The following is a 16,715-nucleotide window of genomic DNA, read 5'->3' as shown; positions in this document are numbered from 1 at the left end:
GTGTCTGAGCGTCATGCATAGCGTAGAACAATCGCCCCTGGGCAAAAGCACCGAGTACGTCAGCCAGTATGCCCCGGAGCTGCTGTATCCGATCCCGCGGGCGCCCAAGTGGGCGGAGCTGGGGCTGGACGGGCAGGGCCTGCCGTTTCGCGGCGTGGACATCTGGACCTGCTACGAGCTGTCCTGGCTGCTGCCGTCCGGCAAGCCGGTGGTGGCCATCGGCGAATTCGCCATTCCCGCCGATTCGCCGAACATCATCGAGTCCAAGTCCTTCAAGCTCTACCTCAATTCCCTGAACCAGTCGGCGTTCGCCACCCTGGCCGACGTCGAAGCCGTGCTGGTCAGGGACCTGAGCGCCGCTGCCGGGGGGACCGTCGGTGTCAGCCTGGTGTCGCTGGACGACTGGGCGGCCCGTGGTGTGCAACGCCCCGATGGCCAGTGCGTCGATGAGCTGGATATCAGCCTGGATCGCTACGCCCACCCGCAGGCGGATCTGCTAAGCGTGGGTGGAGCCCGGGATAGTCAGAGGTTTTACAGCCATCTGCTCAAGTCGAATTGCCCGGTCACCGGTCAGCCGGACTGGGGCACCGTGGTGATCGATTACGAAGAGGGGTTGGCACTGGAGGCGGCGAGTCTGCTGCGCTACCTGGTCGCCTTCCGCCAGCATGCGGATTTCCACGAGCAGTGCGTCGAGCGCATCTATCTGGATCTGTGGCGGCTGCTCAAGCCGGCGAAGCTGACCGTGTTCGCCCGCTATGTGCGGCGTGGCGGGCTGGACATCAATCCCTACCGAAGCAGTGACGCCATCCAGCCCGCCGCGGAGCGTTACGTTCGGCAGTGATCAGATGCCCATGCTGCTCAGGCTGTTCATGATCGAGCGGAGCGTGCCGGCCATGGTTGGGTGACTGACCTCGAAGCGCTCCACGGCCAGATTGACGCCTTCCACCAGACTGCCATCCCGGGTATGGGTGGCATCTTCGTTGGCCAGCTGGAATTCGATGTCCCGGATCAGCAGTTCCAGTTCCTCCCGGTCCTCCGGCGAGGCGGGTGGGTCCTGGTCCAGCTGGTAGCGGAGGTGGTCGAGTTGTTCCTGCAGATGAGAGGTGGTCATGGCGTTTCTCCTGTGTCCGGACTCTTTGACCGCAACGTTGGGTCAAAGATCGAGTGACTGAGCCTGGCCCTAAGCCAAACTGGCAAAGCTATGACTATAATCGGCGCCTTTCAGGCGTCTGAGTTCAACGAGGAGAGAAGCGATGACGGTCGAGCGACGTGGTTCCAGGGTCTGGGGAGCGCTCCTTGCAACGGCCCTGACGTTTGCCGGTCAGGCGATGGCGGCCCAAGCCGAGAATCCCGATCCCTGGGAAGGCTTCAACCGCAAGATCTTCGTGTTCAACGATACCCTGGACACCTATGCCCTCAAGCCGGTCGCCCAAGGCTATCAGCGCTTCACGCCCGGCTTCGTGCAGACCGGCGTGAGCAACTTCTTCAACAACCTGGGGGATGTGCGCAACCTGGCCAACGATCTGCTGCAAGGCAAGGTCGAGCACGCCGGGGTCGATACCGCGCGCCTGCTGATGAACACCACCCTGGGTGGCCTCGGCCTGGTCGACGTGGCGACCAAGGCCGGCCTGCAGCGCAACGACGAAGATTTCGGCCAAACCCTGGGCAAGTGGGGTGCGAGCAGCGGTCCCTACCTGGTCCTGCCGTTCTTCGGCCCCAGCAGCGTGCGTGACGGCCTCGGTCGCATCCCGGACAGCTACACCAGCGCCTATCCCTATGTGGATGATGTCGCCGTACGCAACAGTGCCTTCGCCCTCAGCACCGTCGACACCCGTGCCGGTCTGCTGCAGGCCGAGCGCCTGATCACTGGCGACAAGTACGTGTTCATTCGCAACGCCTACCTGCAGACCCGTGAGTTCAAGGTCAAGGATGGCCAGGTGGTCGACGACTTCTAGTCCCGGCGCCAATGAAAAAGGCAGCCCAAGGGCTGCCTTTTTTGTAGCCAGAGCGCCTAGCGCATTTCCAGCACCGACAGGCCCAGCAGCTGCTTGCCCGAATCGGTGGCCTGGACCCGCAGGACCTCGGCGTCCGCTTCCAGGCCGGGGAGTTCGGCGTGGTTGGAGGGGATGAGCACGGTCACCTTGTCGCCGACCTGCAGGCGGGTGGCGGCCTCGATCTGGAAGCCGGTGCTGGACAGATCGACGCAGCGCGCCTCGAAGGACGCGTCGCCGACCTTCAATACGGCCTGGGAGTCGACGTGCATGCGAATGAAATCGCGCTTTTCACTGTAAGAACGGTCGATGGTACTCATGGCAATCCTACTGCTTGGGAGGATGGAAGGCGGTTTGTTGGAGGTATAAACTCCATAAAGGCACCCTGTAAAGAAATTCCATCCGGTTGGCAAGCTTGAACGCCCCGGTGGATGGGAGTAGTGTCTCCGCCGTGTCGTAATCACCGTGGCCCGTGTCGGATCCTGTCCGCCGGTTTGCCGTTCGGGTGCATGCCTGGATCCTCTATGTCTAATTCGCCTGCCACGCTCTTGATCATTGACGATGACGAGGTGGTTCGCCTCAGTCTCGCCGACTATCTCGAAGACAGTGGCTTCAACGTCCTGCAGGCCAGCAATGGCCAGCAGGGCCTGGAAATGTTCGAGCGCGAACAGCCCGACCTGATCATCTGCGACCTGCGCATGCCGCAGGTCGATGGGCTGACGCTGCTGCGCCGCATCAGCGAGCTGTCCATCGATACGCCGGTGCTGGTGCTGTCCGGCGCCGGCGTCATGAGCGACGTCGTGGAAGCCCTGCGCCTGGGCGCCGCCGATTACCTGATCAAGCCGCTGGAAGACCTGATGGTGCTCGAGCACTCGGTCAACCGCGCCCTGGATCGCGCCCGCCTGCGCCTGGAAAACGATCGCTACCGGGTCAAGCTGGAAAACACCAATCGCGAGCTGCAGGCCAGCCTGAGCCTGTTGCAGGAAGACCAGAACGCCGGACGCCACGTGCAGATGAACATGCTGCCGGTGACGCCCTGGGAAACCGAGGGGCTGAACTTCGCCCACGAGATCATCCCGTCGCTGTATCTGTCCGGCGATTTCGTCGACTACTTTCGCATCGACGAGCACCGCGTCGCCTTCTACCTGGCCGACGTCTCCGGCCATGGCGCCTCGTCGGCCTTCGTGACCGTGCTGCTCAAGTTCATGACCACGCGCCTGCTCTACGAGTCCAAGCGCAACGGCACCCTGCCCGAATTCAAGCCCTCGGATGTGCTCGGTCACATCAACAGGGGTCTACTGGATTGCAAATTGGGCAAGCACGTGACCATGCTGGGTGGCGTCATCGACGAAACCACGGGTACCCTGGCGTACAGCATCGGTGGCCATCTGCCCTTGCCGGTCCTGCATACCCCGGAAGAAACGCGGTTCCTGGTCGGCAAGGGGCTGCCGGTCGGCTTGTTCCAGGAGGCGACCTACAATGACCACCAGATGGATCTGCCCGAGCGTTTCAGTCTGACCCTCTTTTCGGATGGCATCTTCGACCTGCTGCCGGGAGACAATTTGAAAGAGAAAGAACACAGCTTGCCCGACTACGTCCGCCGCGCCGGCGGTACACTGGCAGGCCTGAGCGAAGCCCTGGATCTGGCATCCGTCACCGAGATGCCCGACGATATCGCTTTGCTGGTGTTGAGCAGGAACCTGGCATGAGCACCGGAAAAATCCAATTTGCCGAGCAGGATGGCACCTTCGTCCTGAAGTTTACCGGCGAGGTGCGTCTGACCCTCTGCTCGGCGTTGGACGCGACCATCGAGCACATCTTCTCGTCGCTGAATTTCTCGTCCATCGTCATCGATCTGACCGAGACGCAGAGCATCGACAGCACCACCCTGGGCCTCTTGGCCAAGCTGTCGATCCTGTCGCGGCAGCGCATCGGGCTGCTGCCCATGCTGACCACCAACAACCCGGACATCCTGCGCCTGCTGGATTCCATGGGTTTCGATCAGGTGTTCAATATCGTCGAGACCGTATTGCCTTGCCCGGATTGCCTGACCGACCTGCCACCGCAGGACCAGTCCGAAGCCGAGGTGCGCAGTCGCGTGCTTGAAGCCCATCGAGTGTTGATGGGCCTCAATGAATCCAACCGCAATGCCTTTCGCGATCTGGTCAGTGCCCTCGAAAGGCACTGACCGCGTCAGCTCTTAGCGCTTGCCGGGCAGCAGCACTTCCAGCTTTTCCTGATCGCGCGCGAACTGGCGAATGCCTTCGGCCAGCTTTTCGGTGGCCATGGCGTCTTCGTTGTGCGCCCAGCGGAAGGCCGCCTCGTTCAGCTGCTGCTTGGGCTCACCGCCCTTGCTGTCGGCGGTCAGCACGCGCGGCAGGTCGCCCTGGGCTTCCGACAGCTGCTGCAGCAACTCGGGGCTGATGGTCAGGCGGTCGCAGCCGGCCAACTGCTCGATCTGGTTCAGGTTGCGGAAGCTGGCACCCATCACCACGGTGTCGTAGCCATTGGCCTTGTAGTACTGGTAGATGCGGGTCACGGACTTCACGCCCGGATCTTCGGCGCCTTCGTAGTCACGGCCTTCGGCCTTCTTGTACCAGTCGTAGATGCGACCGACGAAGGGCGAGATCAGGAATACGCCGGCATCGGCGCAGGCGGCGGCCTGGGCGAAGGAGAACAGCAGGGTCAGGTTGGTCTGGATGCCTTCCTTTTCCAGTTGCTCGGCGGCGCGGATGCCTTCCCAGGTGGAGGCGATCTTGATCAGCACGCGGTCCTTGCCGATGCCGGCCTTCTCGTACAGTTCGATCAGGCGGTGGGCGCGATCCAGGGTGGCGCTGGTGTCGAAGGACAGGCGCGCATCCACCTCGGTGGAGATGCGACCGGGGATCAGCTTGAGGATCTCGCCACCGACGGCCACGGCGAAGCGATCGCAGGCCAGGCCGATGTCGCCATTGGCGCCGCTGAAGGCGGCCTGCAGGTGTTCTTCGTAGCGGGGCAGGGCAGCAGCCTTGAGCAGCAGCGAGGGGTTGGTGGTGGCGTCGTAGGGCTTGAGGCGGGCGATGGCGTCCAGATCGCCGGTATCGGCGACGACCGTGGTGTATTGCTTGAGTTGTTCCAGCTTGCTCATGGCAGGTCTTTCCTTCGGTTAGCGAATGGACATCGTGGAGACGTGACTCAGTGGCCCCTGAGAAGTTCAGTGGCCTCGTCATACAGGCGCAGCGGTTCAGGGCTGCGATGCAGATCGGTGGACAGCAGTTGACGGAAGCGCCGCGCGCCGGGAAACCCCTGCGCCAGGCCGAGGATATGGCGGGTGACGTGGTGGATGAGCCCCCCCTGTTGCAGATGCGCCTCGACATAGGGCCGCAGCTGCAGCATGACGTCGTGGCGGGTCTGTTGCGGACGGTCGCAGCCGTAGAGCGCCGCGTCCACCTCGGCCAACAGGTAGGGATTCTGATAGGCCTCGCGACCCAGCATCACCCCGTCGAACACCTCCAGCTGCTCGCGGCAGGTGTCCAGGGTCTTGATGCCGCCATTCAGGATGAATTCGAGATCCGGAAAATCCTGCACCAGCTGCGCGGCCACGTCGTAGCGCAGCGGCGGGATCTCGCGATTCTGCTTGGGCGACAGCCCTTCGAGGATGGCGATGCGCGCGTGCACGGTGAAGCTGCGGCAACCGGCCTCGGCGACCTGGCCGACGAAGTCCCGCAGGGCGTCGTAGCTGTCCCGCCCGGAGATGCCGATGCGGTGCTTGACCGTCACCGGGATGGCCACGGCATCGCGCATCGCCTTGACGCTGTCGGCCACCCGCTCGGGATAGGCCATCAGGCAGGCGCCGATCATGTTGTTCTGCACCCGGTCGCTGGGGCAGCCGACGTTCAGGTTGATCTCGTCATACCCCGCCTGCTCACCCAACCGCGCGGCGGCGGCAAGTTCGGCCGGCACGCTACCGCCCAACTGCAGGGCCAGGGGATGTTCGGTCTCGTCATGCCGCAGAAAGCGCTGAGCATCGCCATGCAGCAGGGCACCGGTGGTGACCATCTCGGTATAGAGCAGGGCGTGCTGGGACAGCAGGCGGTGGAAATAGCGGCAGTGACGATCCGTCCAGTCCATCATGGGCGCCACGGAAAAGCGGCGGGACGGCTCAGGGCGCGTGGTTGCAGGTTTTGAGGCGGTTTCAGCTAGCATTCAGAGGCTTCGTTTGTAGCACTGTTTTGCCCCGTTTTTGCCTGTTTTTCAGATGCCAGTGCTAAATTTAAGCACTGGAAAATTTTTTTAAGCACTGGAAGGCAAATGGGGTCGATTACACGGCGGGAAAACAAGAAGGGCGTGAGGTATACGGCCCAGATCAGGCTCCGCCGCGAAGGAGTCGTAGTCTATCAAGAATCCCAGACCTTCGAGCGGAAGCAGACCGCGCAGGCGTGGGTGAAAAAGCGGGAAACGGAACTGGCGCAACCTGGCGCGCTGGAACGGGCCGCGCGGGGTGGGGCGACCGTGAGGCAGATGATCGCTAGGTACCTGGAGCAGTATGGCGGCGCCCTCGGTCGGACCAAGGAGGCGACGCTGAAGGCCATCGGCGAGACCTGGCTCGGTGACCTGCAGGACCGCGACCTCACCAGCCAGCGCCTAGTGCAGTACGGCCAGTGGCGGATGGGCGCCGAGGGCGGCGCGGTGCAGGCGCAGACGGTGGGCAATGACCTCTCGCACCTGGCCGCTGTGCTGTCGATCGCGCGGCCGGCGTGGGGCTACGAAATCGATCCGCATGCCATGGCCGATGCTCGCCGGGTGTTGAAGAAGATGGGCATGGTGACCAAGAGCAAGGAGCGCGATCGGCGCCCGGATCTCCGGGAGCTGGATCTGCTGATGGAGCATTTCTTCGAGATGCAGCGGCGCCGGCCGGCGTCGATCAACATGCCCAAGGTGATCGCCTTCGCCATCTTTTCCACCCGCCGCCAGGAGGAGATCACGCGGATCCGCTGGGACGACCTGGACGAACGCCGGCAGGCGGTACTGGTGCGCGACATGAAGAATCCGGGGCAGAAGATCGGCAACCACGTCTGGTGTCATCTGCCGGATGAGGCCTGGGCCATCGTCCAGTCGATGCCACGTGAGTGCGAGCAGATCTTCCCCTACAACGGTGACTCCATCTCGTCGTCCTTCACCCGGGCTTGCCAGTTCCTGGAACTGCAGGATCTGCGCTTCCACGACCTGCGTCACGACGGCGTGAGCCGCCTGTTCGAGATGGACTGGGACATTCCGCGGGTGGCCAGCGTCTCGGGCCATCGCGACTGGAATTCGATGCGGCGCTATACGCATCTGAGAGGCCAGGGCGATCCCTATGCGGGATGGCCCTGGCTGGAGAGGGTCATCGCGGCGCCGGTAGTGCTCGGCGCGCGCGTCCCAGGCTAGCGTGCCCGGTTGTGCAGCTTGTCGTTCTCGATCACGGCCCGCTCGCGCTGCACGTCCAGGTAGCGGGCAAGGTCAGTGAGGTGGACGCCTTGGGCCGCCTTCTGGCTGTCCTCGATCCGCACCAGCGGCAGGTCAATGACGCCTGCGACGATCTTACTGCGGAGCTTTGTTGGCGTCAGGTGGCTGAAGTAGTCGGTGCAGAGGCGTTCCAGTGGAATGACTGCGACGCCCCCGTACTGAGCCATAAGTAAGAAAGTCGTATTCAATGGGCGCCTCCGCTGCGGTTCAGAGTTCGGTTAATGATATCGGCGTCCTGCTCTGTGAGCGCACCGAGGGTGTTGGCCATGCTGGCCAGGGCGAGGAGGTGGATGCGATCGCCGCTGGAGCGGCTGACCTGGTAGCGAATGACCGCCTCGCCCAGCAGGGCGGTGGCTTGGCAGCGTTGCACCAGGGCCGGGTGGAGCGTGATAGGCTGAGCGTTGCTACTGCGCTGGTTTACGTTAGGCATGATGTTTCTCCAGTGGTGGTGGTCGGCCTGGGCGAGTTGGCGCTCCCCAGGCCTCTTTCTTTCCGGCGTCCCGTCAGCGGATCCGGACCTTCTCTCCTCGATCACGAACAGCTGGGCGCTCCCGGCCCTCAAGCTGCCTCCCGGTTGTAGTCGCGGTGGGCGGCGTCGTAGTGGCTGGGCAGGATCTCCTCAGCGCCTTCGATCCAGCCGGAACTGGGCTTGCCCCCGGCGACATTGGCCAGGTGCTCGGCCTGGTTGATGTCGAAGCCCAGGCAGAAGTAGGCCGCGCCGTTCTGAGTGAAGAACAGGCCGCCACTGAGCAGCAGGTTGCCGGTGTTCACGCCCAGGCGATCCCAGAACTGGTGCACGTTCAGAGCCGGCGGGCAGTGCTGCTCCCACAAGTGGACCAACCGCTGGTGCTCGATCAAGAGCGCTTCGCGTTCTGGCTTGGGCATGCCCTTGGTGGTCTTCGGCTTGACGCGCAGACGACGGAAGCCCCACTGGTCTGGCCGGCACCAATGGATGTCCAGGACCTGGTCGCCCTTCAGCTTTACGCCGCTCGGGCTGATGTGGGTCAGCCCGCGCAGCAGGGCGACCTCACCGCCGAAGGCCTCGCCAAGACGATCAGGAGCGAGCCGCAGGGCTTCGCGTTGGTTGAAGCAGTCCTGGACGATGGCGACGACTGCAGGGTCTGTGGAGCGGTAGTGGTATTGCTGCATGGCGTTTCTCCTTGGGTGGATGGATCAGGGCTTGAAGTGCCAGCACTTCACGTTGGGTTCTTTCTTTTCGCTCAGGGGGTTGCGCAGCATTTCGCGGGTGCGAATCGCACTGGACGTGGAAACGTTGATGCCCAGGAGCTTGTGCCGGCGGCAGTCGGGCAGCATGCGGCGCAGGGTGTTGAGGTCCGGGATCTTCTGCTTGAACTCAGCTGCCTTCTCGGCGAACTGGTTGAGGTTGATGGCGATCAGCTCGTCGGGCTTCTTGGCGTGGTTGACCATGGCGTGGTCGCCGCGCGATTCCAGGTAGTCGTACACGGCCCAGAATTCGTCCAGCTCGGCCGGATCCGCGCTGATCGCGCTCTGGCGCTCCATGGCCATCTGCAGCAGCTGCTGATCACAGGCAGCCAGCTGGGTCTCGCTCAGCGGCAGGATCAGGGCCAGGCAGTCCACCAGGGCCAGGATCATGGCGTGGTTCTTCACCACCCGGGCCGAGCGCAGGGCGCTCATCTTGCGCAGCCGCTGGCGGTGGTGCGGATAGCGCTCGGCGAATAGGGCCATGACCTGGGGCTCGGCCTTGATGGCCTTGACCAGGAAGTGACTCAGTTCCTCGATCTCCATCAGGTTGATGGCATCCGCTGCCGCGCTGCTGGCCTCGGTGATCTTAGGCTTGGTGAAGTGCAGCTTCACGATTCGCGAGAGGATGGCTTCGTGGCCCGTCACCGGCGCGTTCTGGCTGATGACGATGGTCCCGCGGAAGGGCGGCTCATAGGTTTCGTTGGTGTTGTTCTTGACGCCGCGGGTCCGCAGCAGACCGCCGCCGAAGAAGTCTTTCAGCTCGTCCCAGTCAAAGCTCTTGGTGTTGGCGGCATCGCTGTTGCGGTCGCCCTCGAGGAGCACGACTGGCATGCCGGCAACCTGGCCCATGGCGCGGCTGCGGCCAGAGGCCGAGCCCTTGGTCGGGTCGAAACCTTCGTAGTTGCGGCCGAACAGCTTCCAGATGAAGACCAGCAGAGTGGACTTGCCGGCGTCGGGCTCGCCGGTCACTTCCAGGAAGGGAAAGCTCTCGTACTGGCCGCGGATCTGCTCGGCGAAGAGCGAGCCGAACCAGTAGGTGAGGGTGATCAGGCCCTTGGCACCGAAGCATAGCCAGAGCTTGGGCAACCAGTCTTCGCGGTAGCCGGTGCTATCGGGCTGCGCCTTGATCTTCAAGAGCGACGGCGACTTCACCCGGCGCTTGCCCAGCTCGAAATAGTCCTCGCTGTTGGCCTTGACCACGTTGCCGTTGTGGCAGGCGATGTCGTTGAAGATGTAGGCCTGGTGGTCCTTGCTGTAGCCCATGAAGTCGATGGTCTCGACGGTCTTCACGCCCTCGGTTTGGGTGATGACGATCTGGTCCAGGTGCTTCTGGGTGCCGAGCCAGGTGGCGCCGGCGTGCAAGAGCTTGGCCTTGAATTCACCGCTCGAGGCCATCTGCTTGGGCGTGAAGGCCAGCTTCTCGGCCGGGCCGTCGTGGGGCGGGTTGACGCGGAGGTAGTACCAGGCCTCGCCGGTGGATTCGCTGATCTGCTTGTAGAGGGTCTCGAAGTTGCAGTTGGCCAGCAGCTTGAGCGAGCAGACGTTCTCCAGGGCGCGGCGGCGGGCGCTGTTTTCGTTGAGCATCCGGTCCTCGGGCTCGTCGCTGTCCAGGATGGCGCGCTGCTCTTCGTCCAGCTTGCTGAGGTCGAACTTGGCCCAGTACATGCGGTTGCCGAAGTCGAAGTAGAACTCGCTGCTCGCTTCCTCGAAGCCGTAGATCCGTAGCGCCTTCTCCTTGGGGGAGTCGGCCAGCAGCAGGGTGCCCTGGTGATGAGCAATCTCCAGATCGCGTGCGATGCGGTCTTTGCGCTTGTCCTCTCTCTCGAACATCCAGCGCTGATGCAGATCGTTCCAGTCGACCTTGCGGCCACCTGGTTGCGGAATCTGCGCGGCTTCCTGGTTGCGATAGCCCAGGTCCTTGGCCAGGCGTACCCACTTGCGGATGTTCTCCCGGGCGGTCGGCTCGTTATCCAGGGCCCAGACCAGTTTCGGCAGCTTGGGGCCGCGGGTACGGGCCAGTTCCTTGAGGGCTTCCTCGGGGAAGGGCGCGCTCGACATCATGGAGACGGCGTGGATGCCGTGATGCAGCAGGGCGATGGCGTCGAAGATCCCCTCGACGATCCACAGCTCCTGGACCTGCAGCAGGTCGACGGTCGGCGGCACCCAGAGCTTGCCCTTGTAGCTCCAGGCCGGCTTGAAGCGGGCCTTCTTGCTGCCGAAGCGGTTCGGGCGATCGATCAGCCGTTCCCAGTAGCCGCCGGCGGGCATTTCAAAGCGCACGGTGGCCGAGCCGATGCCGAGGTCGCGGTCCCAGTAGTTCTCCTGGGTGTACCAGCCCTTGATCAGGCCCAGATCGAAGCCGCGGGCGAACTGGAGGTAGCCATCGGCACTGGCGGCCGGGGCGTCGTTGGTGGGCTTGAAGCGCTCGGACCAGTCCTCGAACAGGTCGCTATAGAGCTCCTTGACGTGCCAGGTCTGGCCACACTTCGCCTCGCGGCCGCACTTCACCACCCAGGGATTAGCGTGGCTGGTGAAGAGCTCGGTCTTGTGGCATGCCGGGCAGGTGCCCTTGCGCATGTAGTCCGTGCCGTTGATGTGTCGCAGGCCGAGGTCAGCCTCGAGGCGCTGCAGCACGTCGGCGCGGAGTTGGTGATCCATTTGGTACATGCTCAGAACTCCGCCGCGCGGCCGGTACCGAGGTCGCGCACCAGGCGCAGGTCGCTGCCTTCATGGCGTTCGGCGTCGGTGGCCAGGATGTTCAAGGCACGGGCGAGCTCGCGCAGCTCGGCGGGGGTCCAGAAGTCTTCCTTGCCCAGGGCGCCGTCATTGGAAACGACCAGGGGCTGGCCAGCGTTGCGGTGAAGGGTGACATCGAGCTGGCGGCGCATCAGTTGGCCTCCTGGGTGGCGAGCTGAGCGCGGATCTGGGCGGCGGTCTGGTGTGCGGCAAGCATGGAGGGGAAGCGCTGCAGGATGGAGGCGCGGCGCTTGTCGGTGTCCTCGATCCGGAGGTAGCGCGGCTCATTCCAGTGCTGATTGACGATGTGGTCGGCGCGGCCCTGGAGCCAGCGGGCGTAGGTCTCAGCGACTGCCGGTGGCAGTTCGATCTGGAGGGAAAGGGTGTTCGGCATGATGTTTCTCGCTGCAAAAAGGCGCAGTTCACCCATACCCACGCAAGGCGGGCATGGATCAGGTATTCAGGGGCTTAGCGGGAGGCGTTCTGTCGTGTGCCGGGGTCTTCGTCGATCAGGGCGTCGAAGATCTCCACGACCGGAATGCAGTAGCGCAGGCCAGTGGCCGGATTGACCAGGACAACGACGTCGCCGGTGCTGGCATCGATGTCCAGGAAGCGGTGGCCCTTAAGGGCTTCGAGTTGATCACTGGCGCGGGCGACCAGGCGGTCGGCAGTGTGCTGGGGCACGCCCATCAGCTGCAGGTGCGCGGCCGCTGCATCCTGCAGGGCCTGGCTGCGGCCGAGGTGCTTGGCTTCGTGGCAGCGCAGGTAGGCAAGGGCAGCAGCCTGCATGGTGTCGAGGTAGTCGGCGGGGTGGTTGGTGGTGGTCACGATGCGATGTCCTCTCTGACGTGCTGCTGATCTTCTTCGGGCTCTTCCTGGAGCAAATTGAGCTGCTCTTCACGGATCGCCTCGTTGTTCTCGTATACCTTCTGCGCCATAGCAGTCAGGTGGCTGTTGCTTGGGGGCAACTCGCACGCCGGCGCATTGGGCAAACCACTCGGGCTGGCCAGGTGAGTCAGCTCGGTGTGGGCATAAAACGACGCGCTGCAGGGCGCGAAGTGACATTGGAAAACCTGTTGCCGCAGGAACACATGGGCAAACCAACTGGTCCGGCAGACCAGGGGCGCGCCACAGAAGCAGCACCAGAATTGCCCCTTCTTCTGTTTCTTGAACAAAGCCATCTATCTTCCCTGCCGCCTGTAGCGGCTCCGGCCTAGCCGGTTTCTGGCGCTCCGCGCCGACTTCGGGCCCGCTGTCCTGGCAGGCTTTCAGGGTTCGCCCTTCGGCTAGTGTTTTTGGCCGGATGACCTGGCCGCGTGCAGCGTGATCACCGCCCAGACCTCTTCCTCACGCGCCGCCATGTGCCGGCGATGCGCGGTGAGAATCTGCTCTACCTCCTTCTCATCAATCACGCCGTCCTCCAGCGCCTGGCCGATGATCTGGTCCACCAGGCCACGTTTGACGGCGGTCTTCACCGAGCGGGCGTAGAGGTCCAGGTTGTCCAGGTCGCCGATCTCGGCCTGGCGCACGAAAAAGCCGCCGTACTGAGAGGCCAGGTAGTCCACCAGGTGGGTGGTGCCGGTCTCCTGCTCGAGCAGCAGGATCTGGGCATCACTCAGCGGGCGGCAGCCGGCGGTTTCGTAGGCGTGGTTATCGAATTTCTTGAGCGGCAGGCCGAGGCGGGCTGCGGCGCACTCGCGACCACCTGGATAAGCGCAGATCACGGCGCTGATGACCTGGCGGCGGGTTTCTAGGGCGGGGCGTTTCATCTTCCAGTATCTCCCTGGGCCGGATGGCCCTATCGTTCCGCCACAGGTGAGGTCTCGCCGTCCTTGATGCCGAGCAATACGGCAGCACGGTGCGACTCGCCTCGCAGGCACTTTTTCTGGCCGTTGAGCACCGCGTATACCGTGCTCGGGGTCAGTCCGTTCTGTTGCGCCCATTCCTTGGCGCTCAACCCGAGACGCTTCAGGCGGTCGCGTGCAGCGTCACAAGCTTGCTCTGTTGGGTATCCGTTCGGCATAGTTCGGCTTCGTGTGATTACGTGTGGTTTCGTGTGAATTCGCCGCTAGTTTTTCCCTATATACGGGGAGTGTCAAGGGTCTAATGGACGATATGTTGGGAATTGGGTCTCGGCTGCGGGAGGAGCGACTCCGCCTCGGTCCCAACCAGACGGATTTTGGCGCTTCCCTAGAGGTTGGGAAAAACACCCAGTACGCCTACGAAAAAGGGGAAAGAACGCCTGATGCGCTCTATCTTCTGAAGGCAAAACGTCTCGGCATCGACATTTGGTACGTGATGACTGGCGATCGAATGCCCGCCCTTGAAGCTGCACTTTCGGATGACGAGCGAGAGCTCGTTACCTATTTCCGGGGAATGTCCGAAATCAGTAAAGACGCCGCGCGCCGCATGGCCTTCGCCCTGGCTGCAGCAGACGGCGCACTGGATTCCGACAAGGCGTAGGCCCTGTCGGCCCCGGCCATGGGGGCCGGGAAGCATGGATTCCACAAGGAGTAGTTCCATGACCCATCACCATCGCTCGCTCGCGAGCTGCCTCCCTGCCTCCTTTTCAGGAGGTGTCGCATGGCGCTGACGCCCTGCAAGACCTGTAGCAACCAGGTGGCGCCGACGGCCAAGGTTTGCCCTGGTTGTGGGGTAAAGAATCCAGGTATCCGTCTGAAGCACTACTTCTACGGCCTGGCGTTCATCACGGTCGCGGGTTGGTTTTTCATCAAGGTTCTGGGTGCGCCGTCCACTGCACATGGCGAGAAAATCACGGCAGAAGAGTACGGCCAGGAATGGCCCTTTACCGTGCCTGCCGTGCTACTGGATTGCGAGCCACCGGCTTATACCGTCGTGCGCGTCGGCGATACCACCTACGCCGTCAATGGCTCGGCACGATCCAAGGCCGCGAAGATGGGCTGGCATGACTTGACCGAGATCTGGCGCGACGATCCAAAATCCGTTGGTACTGGCACCACCTGGAAAGTCCCACCACCTACGGAAATGATCCAGCGAGCGCTTGCTCGCTGTTCCAAGTCCTGATCTGCAAGCCCGGCCTCTACGCCGGGCTTTTCGCATTAAGTAACCCTTAAGGGTTGGCGACCTACGTCACAAAATGTACTGTATACAAATACAGTAATGTGAGGGCATGCAACCATGGAGCAGGTGAGTTACACCCAGGCTGAGCCGCGACAACGTCGAGAAGACGCTGTGCGCCTGGTGGAAGTCGAGCGAGAAATGCTTGATGCCTTCCGTCACCTTTCCAGCGCCGATCAGGGGCGCATCCTGCTGTTGACGCGCAGCATGCGCTGGGCTGCTGGTCCCTTACCTCCCCGCCAGTAGACACCACTCGTCGCTTCGTCTGTTGACCTCTCTCTAAAGCCAGCACCTATACTGTTTAAACGTACAGTATCAAGGTGCCATCATGGACGCTTTCAAGACACGGGGTCGCAGACTCGCGCAGCTCGCGCTCTCCCAGGCGCGGCTGAAGATCACCGGCTTCCAGAGCCCGGCCGAGGATCACGCGCAGCTGCCGCTCTCGATCGATGAGGCGATTGGCTGGGGCGCACCCAACCTCTGGCTCTGGTTGGTGAACAGCGAGGCCCTTGCGGGGCTGAGCATCCATCAGGGAGATGTCCTGGTCGTGGACCGTGCCGGGGATGTTGAGCCCGGGCGAGCAGTGATCGTAGTGGCCGACTGTGAGCACCGGCTCTGCACGGTGCTGACCACCCAGGAGCGGCAGCAGCTGCTAGCGACGATAGGGCGTGATGGCCACCCGCGGCCTCTCGACCTGATCGGCGAAGTGGAGCTCTGGGGCGTGGTGGACTTCCTGATGCGAGACCTGCGGCCATGAGCGTCTACGCGTTGATCGACTGCAATTCCTTCTACTGCAGCTGCGAGCGGCTGTTCCGACCCGAGCTGAACGGCCGGCCGGTGGTGGTGCTGTCGAACAACGACGGATGCGTGATCGCCCGGAGCCGGGAGGCGAAGGCCCTCGGCATTGGCATGGGCGTGCCGTACTTCCAGAATCGGGCCTTTCTGCGGCAGCACAACGTGGCCGTCTTCAGCTCCAACTACGAACTCTATGCCGACGTCTCGAACCGGGTGATGCGCACCATCCAGGGGATGGTGCCGGACCTTGAGGTGTATTCCATCGACGAATGCTGGGCGGATCTCACCGGTATGCCGGGCGACCTCGACGCACTCGGCCGGGAGATCCAGGCCCGGGTCCGGCGCTGGGTCGGCATCCCGGTCGGCGTGGGAATCTCGACGACCAAGACGCTGGCCAAGTTGGCCCAGTGGGCCGGCAAGACCTGGCGCGCGACGGGAGGGGTAGTGGACCTCACCGACTCGCTCCGGCAGGGGCGCCTGCTGCCGCTGGCACCAGCGGGTGATGTGTGGGGCGTAGGCCGCAAGCTGACCACTCGGCTGCAGGGGCTCGGGATCACCACGGCCGAGGAGCTGGCCCGGGCCGACCTGCGGATGCTGCGCAAGGAGTTCTCCCGCGTCCTGGAGCGGACGGCGCGAGAGCTGCGCGGCGAGCAGTGGATGCGCCTGCATGAAGCGCCGCCGCTGAAGAAGGAGATCATCAGCTCGCGGATGTTCGGCTACCGGGTGTACCGCCTCGAGGCGCTACGCGAGGCGATGGCCACCTATGTGACCCGGGCTGCCGAGAAGCTGCGCGAGCAGGGGTCGCTGTGCTCCACACTGTTGGTGAGCATTCAGACCGGCCAGCACGAACCCGAGGAGCGCCGCTACTACCGCAGCATCGGTATCCAGTTGGCGCACCCGACTGATGACACGCGCACTCTGGTGCAGGCCGCGCTGGCCGGGCTGGACCCGATCTATCGCGAGGGCTACGCCTACTCGAAGTGCGCGGTGGTGCTGGGCAGCATCGTGCAGACCGGCGAGTTCACGCCGGACCTCTTCGCCCCTGCCGGTCAGGGGCGCCCGAGCGAGCTGATGCAGGTGGTGGACCGAATCAATGCGCGGTACGGGCGGGCGGCGCTGCATGTTGGGCGCGTGCCCGCTGATCCGGGGTGGCAGATGCGGCGGGAGCTGCTGTCGCGGGGGTATACGACGCGGTGGGGGGAGTTGCCGCGGGCGGGGTGAAACCTAACGTTTTCCTTGTCACGCATGGCTGATTGTGGTTGGCGATTGACTTCAGCCTTAGGGTGATATAGATTATATATCACTGGCCGAAAGGTCAGCTAACCTCTACTGAAAACGCAAACGCACACTGAAAACGCAAACGCACACTGAAAACGCAAACGCACA

Annotated in this window: 23 protein-coding genes; 9 read left to right on the top strand and 14 right to left on the bottom strand. The window is 63.3% G+C overall.

Features of this window, described 5'->3' with window-relative positions:
- The first annotated feature begins 13 nt into the window (after nucleotides 1–13).
- Entirely contained in the window at nucleotides 14–841 is an 828-nt protein-coding gene (queF, locus tag DBY63_RS22505; RefSeq protein WP_108582870.1) for an NADPH-dependent 7-cyano-7-deazaguanine reductase QueF, read from the top strand.
- Here queF and DBY63_RS22500 read toward each other — a convergent pair whose 3' ends face one another.
- The gene (locus DBY63_RS22500; protein ID WP_108582871.1) at nucleotides 842–1,111 is read right to left on the bottom strand and encodes a DUF4404 family protein; all 270 of its coding nucleotides are present in this window, start codon (nucleotides 1,109–1,111) and stop codon (nucleotides 842–844) included.
- 217 nt (nucleotides 1,112–1,328) lie between these two features.
- On the opposite strand from DBY63_RS22500, the gene DBY63_RS22495 reads away from it, so the two are divergent.
- The gene (locus DBY63_RS22495) at nucleotides 1,329–1,955 is read left to right on the top strand and encodes a VacJ family lipoprotein (RefSeq protein WP_256594499.1); all 627 of its coding nucleotides are present in this window, start codon (nucleotides 1,329–1,331) and stop codon (nucleotides 1,953–1,955) included.
- 56 nt (nucleotides 1,956–2,011) lie between these two features.
- On the opposite strand, the gene DBY63_RS22490 is transcribed toward DBY63_RS22495, so the two are convergent.
- Nucleotides 2,012–2,311 (bottom strand): PilZ domain-containing protein, encoded by a 300-nt coding sequence (locus tag DBY63_RS22490; RefSeq protein WP_108582873.1) that lies wholly within the window; start codon nucleotides 2,309–2,311, stop codon nucleotides 2,012–2,014.
- A gap of 204 nt (nucleotides 2,312–2,515) precedes the next feature.
- On the opposite strand from DBY63_RS22490, the gene rssB reads away from it, so the two are divergent.
- Together rssB and rssC are read left to right on the top strand one after the other, a co-directional pair.
- A complete protein-coding gene (gene rssB, locus DBY63_RS22485; RefSeq protein WP_007158389.1) occupies nucleotides 2,516–3,700 on the top strand; it encodes a two-component system response regulator RssB in 1,185 nt (394 codons plus the stop codon).
- The gene (rssC, locus tag DBY63_RS22480) at nucleotides 3,697–4,179 is read left to right on the top strand and encodes an anti-sigma factor antagonist RssC (protein WP_007158388.1); all 483 of its coding nucleotides are present in this window, start codon (nucleotides 3,697–3,699) and stop codon (nucleotides 4,177–4,179) included. The genes rssB and rssC overlap by 4 nt, the downstream gene beginning before the upstream one ends.
- 12 nt (nucleotides 4,180–4,191) lie before the next feature.
- Here the strand turns inward: rssC and tal are convergent, their stop codons facing one another.
- Together tal and dusA are read right to left on the bottom strand one after the other, a co-directional pair.
- On the bottom strand, nucleotides 4,192–5,118 hold the full coding sequence (gene tal / locus DBY63_RS22475; protein ID WP_027599427.1) for a transaldolase: 927 nt from the start codon (nucleotides 5,116–5,118) through the stop codon (nucleotides 4,192–4,194).
- 47 nt (nucleotides 5,119–5,165) lie between these two features.
- Nucleotides 5,166–6,176 carry a tRNA dihydrouridine(20/20a) synthase DusA gene (gene dusA, locus DBY63_RS22470; RefSeq protein WP_108582874.1) on the bottom strand — a complete coding sequence of 337 codons (1,011 nt, stop codon included), beginning with the start codon at nucleotides 6,174–6,176 and terminating at the stop codon, nucleotides 5,166–5,168.
- A gap of 105 nt (nucleotides 6,177–6,281) precedes the next feature.
- Between dusA and DBY63_RS22465 the strand changes: the two genes are divergently transcribed.
- The gene (locus tag DBY63_RS22465; protein WP_108582875.1) at nucleotides 6,282–7,397 is read left to right on the top strand and encodes a tyrosine-type recombinase/integrase; all 1,116 of its coding nucleotides are present in this window, start codon (nucleotides 6,282–6,284) and stop codon (nucleotides 7,395–7,397) included.
- Here DBY63_RS22465 and DBY63_RS22460 read toward each other — a convergent pair.
- From DBY63_RS22460 to DBY63_RS22415, 10 genes are all read right to left on the bottom strand, one after another.
- Nucleotides 7,394–7,663, bottom strand: coding sequence for a pyocin activator PrtN family protein (locus DBY63_RS22460; protein WP_108582876.1), 270 nt, complete (start codon nucleotides 7,661–7,663; stop codon nucleotides 7,394–7,396). The two genes, DBY63_RS22465 and DBY63_RS22460, sit on opposite strands and share 4 nt — an antisense overlap.
- On the bottom strand, nucleotides 7,660–7,905 hold the full coding sequence (locus DBY63_RS22455; protein WP_108582889.1) for a hypothetical protein: 246 nt from the start codon (nucleotides 7,903–7,905) through the stop codon (nucleotides 7,660–7,662). Before DBY63_RS22455 ends, DBY63_RS22460 begins: the two co-directional genes overlap by 4 nt.
- Before the next feature lie 128 nt (nucleotides 7,906–8,033).
- Complete coding sequence (locus DBY63_RS22450; RefSeq protein WP_108582877.1) at nucleotides 8,034–8,624, bottom strand: hypothetical protein; 591 nt, start codon at nucleotides 8,622–8,624, stop codon at nucleotides 8,034–8,036.
- Nucleotides 8,625–8,648: 24 nt separating this feature from the next.
- Entirely contained in the window at nucleotides 8,649–11,366 is a 2,718-nt protein-coding gene (locus tag DBY63_RS22445) for a toprim domain-containing protein (protein WP_108582878.1), read from the bottom strand.
- Between the two features lie 2 nt (nucleotides 11,367–11,368).
- Entirely contained in the window at nucleotides 11,369–11,587 is a 219-nt protein-coding gene (locus tag DBY63_RS22440) for a hypothetical protein (protein ID WP_108582879.1), read from the bottom strand.
- Nucleotides 11,587–11,829 (bottom strand): hypothetical protein, encoded by a 243-nt coding sequence (locus DBY63_RS22435; RefSeq protein ID WP_108582880.1) that lies wholly within the window; start codon nucleotides 11,827–11,829, stop codon nucleotides 11,587–11,589. The genes DBY63_RS22440 and DBY63_RS22435 overlap by 1 nt, the downstream gene beginning before the upstream one ends.
- 74 nt (nucleotides 11,830–11,903) lie before the next feature.
- Nucleotides 11,904–12,263: a hypothetical protein gene (locus DBY63_RS22430; RefSeq protein WP_108582881.1), complete on the bottom strand. Its 360-nt coding sequence runs from the start codon at nucleotides 12,261–12,263 to the stop codon at nucleotides 11,904–11,906.
- A complete protein-coding gene (locus DBY63_RS22425; protein WP_108582882.1) occupies nucleotides 12,260–12,616 on the bottom strand; it encodes a hypothetical protein in 357 nt (118 codons plus the stop codon). Before DBY63_RS22425 ends, DBY63_RS22430 begins: the two co-directional genes overlap by 4 nt.
- A 105-nt stretch (nucleotides 12,617–12,721) precedes the next feature.
- Complete coding sequence (locus tag DBY63_RS22420) at nucleotides 12,722–13,204, bottom strand: YmfL family putative regulatory protein (RefSeq protein WP_108582883.1); 483 nt, start codon at nucleotides 13,202–13,204, stop codon at nucleotides 12,722–12,724.
- 29 nt (nucleotides 13,205–13,233) lie between these two features.
- Nucleotides 13,234–13,458: a DNA-binding protein gene (locus tag DBY63_RS22415; protein WP_017640599.1), complete on the bottom strand. Its 225-nt coding sequence runs from the start codon at nucleotides 13,456–13,458 to the stop codon at nucleotides 13,234–13,236.
- Between the two features lie 83 nt (nucleotides 13,459–13,541).
- Between DBY63_RS22415 and DBY63_RS22410 the strand changes: the two genes are divergently transcribed.
- From DBY63_RS22410 to DBY63_RS22395, 4 genes are all read left to right on the top strand, one after another.
- A complete protein-coding gene (locus DBY63_RS22410) occupies nucleotides 13,542–13,898 on the top strand; it encodes a helix-turn-helix transcriptional regulator (protein WP_108582884.1) in 357 nt (118 codons plus the stop codon).
- A 120-nt stretch (nucleotides 13,899–14,018) separates the two neighbouring features.
- Nucleotides 14,019–14,480, top strand: coding sequence for a DUF2511 domain-containing protein (locus DBY63_RS22405; RefSeq protein WP_108582885.1), 462 nt, complete (start codon nucleotides 14,019–14,021; stop codon nucleotides 14,478–14,480).
- A gap of 382 nt (nucleotides 14,481–14,862) precedes the next feature.
- Complete coding sequence (locus DBY63_RS22400) at nucleotides 14,863–15,291, top strand: hypothetical protein (protein ID WP_108582886.1); 429 nt, start codon at nucleotides 14,863–14,865, stop codon at nucleotides 15,289–15,291.
- A complete protein-coding gene (locus DBY63_RS22395; protein ID WP_108582887.1) occupies nucleotides 15,288–16,550 on the top strand; it encodes a Y-family DNA polymerase in 1,263 nt (420 codons plus the stop codon). The genes DBY63_RS22400 and DBY63_RS22395 overlap by 4 nt, the downstream gene beginning before the upstream one ends.
- Nucleotides 16,551–16,715 lie beyond the last annotated feature (165 nt).

This window comes from Pseudomonas sp. RIT411 (assembly GCF_003057735.2).
In the GTDB taxonomy this organism is placed as follows: Bacteria; Pseudomonadota; Gammaproteobacteria; order Pseudomonadales; family Pseudomonadaceae; genus Chryseomonas; species Chryseomonas oryzihabitans.
The sequence above is the reverse complement of the archived record's forward strand: the minus strand, read 5'-3'. Positions and strand labels throughout refer to the sequence as shown.